Origin of the sequence: Brevundimonas sp. (genome assembly GCF_023259385.1) — a bacterium.
GTDB lineage: Bacteria > Pseudomonadota > Alphaproteobacteria > Caulobacterales > Caulobacteraceae > Brevundimonas.
Window position 1 is genome coordinate 13,464 of record NZ_JAHFPF010000052.1, and the last position, 2,238, is coordinate 15,701.

General features: G+C 63.0%; 2 protein-coding genes. Both read left to right on the top strand.

What is annotated here, in order from left to right; genetic code table 11:
• The first annotated feature begins 272 nt into the window (after nt 1-272).
• A complete protein-coding gene (locus Q0C81_RS05890; RefSeq protein WP_291834918.1) occupies nt 273-1,421 on the top strand; it encodes a DNA cytosine methyltransferase in 1,149 nt (382 codons plus the stop codon).
• A gap of 242 nt (nt 1,422-1,663) precedes the next feature.
• Nucleotides 1,664-2,238 (top strand): hypothetical protein (locus Q0C81_RS05895; protein ID WP_291834922.1); only part of this gene is annotated, 575 nt, incomplete at its 3' end.

Below are 2,238 nucleotides of genomic sequence, written 5' to 3' on the forward strand. Positions count from 1 at the left end.
GCGAGTTCGGCGCCCTGCGATGTGAGCGTTGCGGACTGGATCCCGTGACGCTGTACGGTGCGGATCACGGTGCCGCTTGCATCGAAGTCCACCATGCGACGCGCGCCCTAAGCGAGATGAACGCCGGAGACAGCACGCGCCTGGAGGACCTTCGGTGCCTGTGCGCAAATTGCCACCGGGTCGTGCATTCAATGATGCGGAGCGAGAGCGCCCGAAATATTCACTCGAGTTTCAGATCACGGCCTGTTAGCTGACGAGAATTCGGAGGCTTAATGGCGAATCAGACGGTCGTCAGTCTGTTCTCAGGCATCGGGGGATTTGAAAGCGGCTTCGCTCTGGCCGGCCTGCAAACGACCCTTATGTGTGAGAAGGATCCCGCGGCGCAGAACGTCCTGCACGCCCATTTCCCCAGTATTTCCCTCGTCGACGACATCGTCGAAATGACGCGCCTGCCCGAATGTGACGTCCTCGTCGGTGGTTGGCCTTGCCAAGATCTCAGCCAAGCCGGCCGAGTGGCCGGATTAGGAGGCAGTCAGTCCGGTCTGGTGTCGCACGTCTTCCGGCTGATTGACGCCTCGCCGAAGAAGCCGAACACCGTGATCCTTGAGAACGTGGCCTTTGCGCTCAGCTTGCAGAAGGGCAGGGCGATCCAGTACGTGACCGATGAGCTCGCCCAGCGGGGTTATCGGTGGGCCTATCGCGTCTTGGACACCCGCGAGTTCGGAATTCCTCAAAGGCGTCGACGCGTCTTCGTCATGGCCATGCTGGAAGGCGATCCGACGGATCACCTTTTCGCGGGGATCGATGGCGTAGCCTTGAAGGAAGAAGCTCCCACCGACATCGGTTTCTACTGGACTGAGGGCAATCGTGGGGTCGGCTGGACCGTGGACGCCGTTCCGCCCCTCAAGGGAGGGTCCGGCCTCAGTATTCCGTCGCCGCCCGCGATCTGGAATATAGCCACGGGTGCGTTTAAGACGCCGGGCATCGAAGACGCCGAGCGCCTGCAGGGCTTCGCCCCCGGTTGGACGTCTGCCGCACGGGACGTGGCGAAGGCCGATCGCCTGCGCTGGAGGCTGATCGGCAATGCGGTCAGCGTGCCTGTTTCGACATGGCTCGCGCAACGTCTCGTCTCATCGGACAATGGGGCCCCCGCGTTCAAGGAACTCGGCACGATGACGCGCTGCCAGCACAACGCCGCGTGGGGCGGGGCGAAGGCGACGACTCATTATCTCCCCTCGGTCTGCGAAGGGCCGGGCCGACGAATGACCGTCGAGGCCTTCAAGCTCGGTGGCGCACAGGCGCTTTCGATTCGGGCGGCGGAAGGATTCCTGCGCCGGTACATGAAGAGCAATCTGAAGAAGAACCCTGCGTTCGCGCGCGCCCTCGCAACGCACTGCGGCCTGACCGAAGTCCCGGCCTAGGCGCGCTGGAACTGGCGCTGCGCCCTGTATCGCTCAAGGCTAAGCGTGCCTCTCGGTCATGCTCGACGCCTATCTCTCGGCGGCAGACACCGAACCCGCAAGAGCTTCGCCGAACTGCTACCCACGCGATAAAGACCGCTTGCTGTCTCAATCTCAACGGTTGAATGTGAACGGGGCTTGGGAAGCGTCTAGCTTTCAGGGGGTGGGTTCGTTTGTCGTCGCCGAGTTCCGCAGCGCATGGATTGCTGACTCCCGCCCAATGGGAAGAAAGGCTCGTCGCTCACTATCTTAGATCCGACGGGCCTTCGGGCGGTGGACCTCTCACCTTTATCGACGCGACGCCGGCGGAACTGGCCGTAGCGAGTCAGATCGAGGGGCTCGACGACGAGGCGGCGCAAGCCGGTTTCATCGCGCATTTCAAGCATCGAGACGTTTCCGCATGGCTGTCGGGACACTGGCGACCGCCGACTTACGACACCGCACTGCCAGGTTATTTCAGGTTTCTGGTCCTCACCGCCCTCGTGTCGGCCACCGACGCCGGTGCCGGCAAAACCCACAACTTCCGAATCCGGCTGGGAGAACTCCTCGGTTCGGACGGCCCGTTCAACTCCGTGGCCGGCGTCAACACACTCTGGTGTGCGTTGGCGAACTGGTGCGAGCGGAAGCGCATCGCGGGGGAGCCTTTCCGAAGGGTTCAACTGCCGTCTCCCGGGAACGCCACCCTCATCGGCCGAGCTGTCCAGATCGCCTTCCCATCCTGGACAGATCGCAGCACGCTAACCCAGGTCTTGCGTCGGATGGGGGCTGAGGTCCGGCG

Bases quoted from the DNA above. Each gene is read 5' to 3' on its own strand.
- Q0C81_RS05890 (WP_291834918.1), top strand. From the start codon at position 273: ATGGCGAATCAGACGGTCGTCAGTCTGTTCTCAGGCATCGGGGGATTT.